The following is a 321-nucleotide window of genomic DNA, read 5'->3' as shown; positions in this document are numbered from 1 at the left end:
CGGTGCGATGATCGAGGTAGAAGAATCCCGTTGGCTTGCCATCACGAACCATGTAGCCCGCGTCGGGATCGACCGGACTGATTTTGATTTCTTTCGTTGGCGGCTCTTCATCGTCGTCTTGATGTGAGAGTGGTTTTTTACCATGCGCCAAACGGTCGGCATCAATCGCGCTATTAAGTTCTTCTAGATAATGGACGGGCTTTTGCGCGACTTGATGGATATCATAGCCATTCTTATTTGCCGAGGCTTTGAGATGGGTGCTATCGCTGTAAAAGACACGTCCACCAATAAGTCCATGTCCAATCGCTTGTTCAACGATGG

General features: G+C 49.2%; 1 pseudogene. It reads right to left on the bottom strand.

Features of this window, described 5'->3' with window-relative positions:
* A pseudogene (locus tag H8K52_RS20755) lies at positions 1-321 on the bottom strand (IS5/IS1182 family transposase); the annotation flags it as partial.

Source organism: Affinundibacterium seohonense (assembly GCF_014284305.1).
In the GTDB taxonomy this organism is placed as follows: Bacteria; Pseudomonadota; Gammaproteobacteria; order Burkholderiales; family Burkholderiaceae_D; genus Undibacterium; species Undibacterium seohonense.
This window is presented reverse-complemented; position numbering and strand designations above follow the sequence as displayed.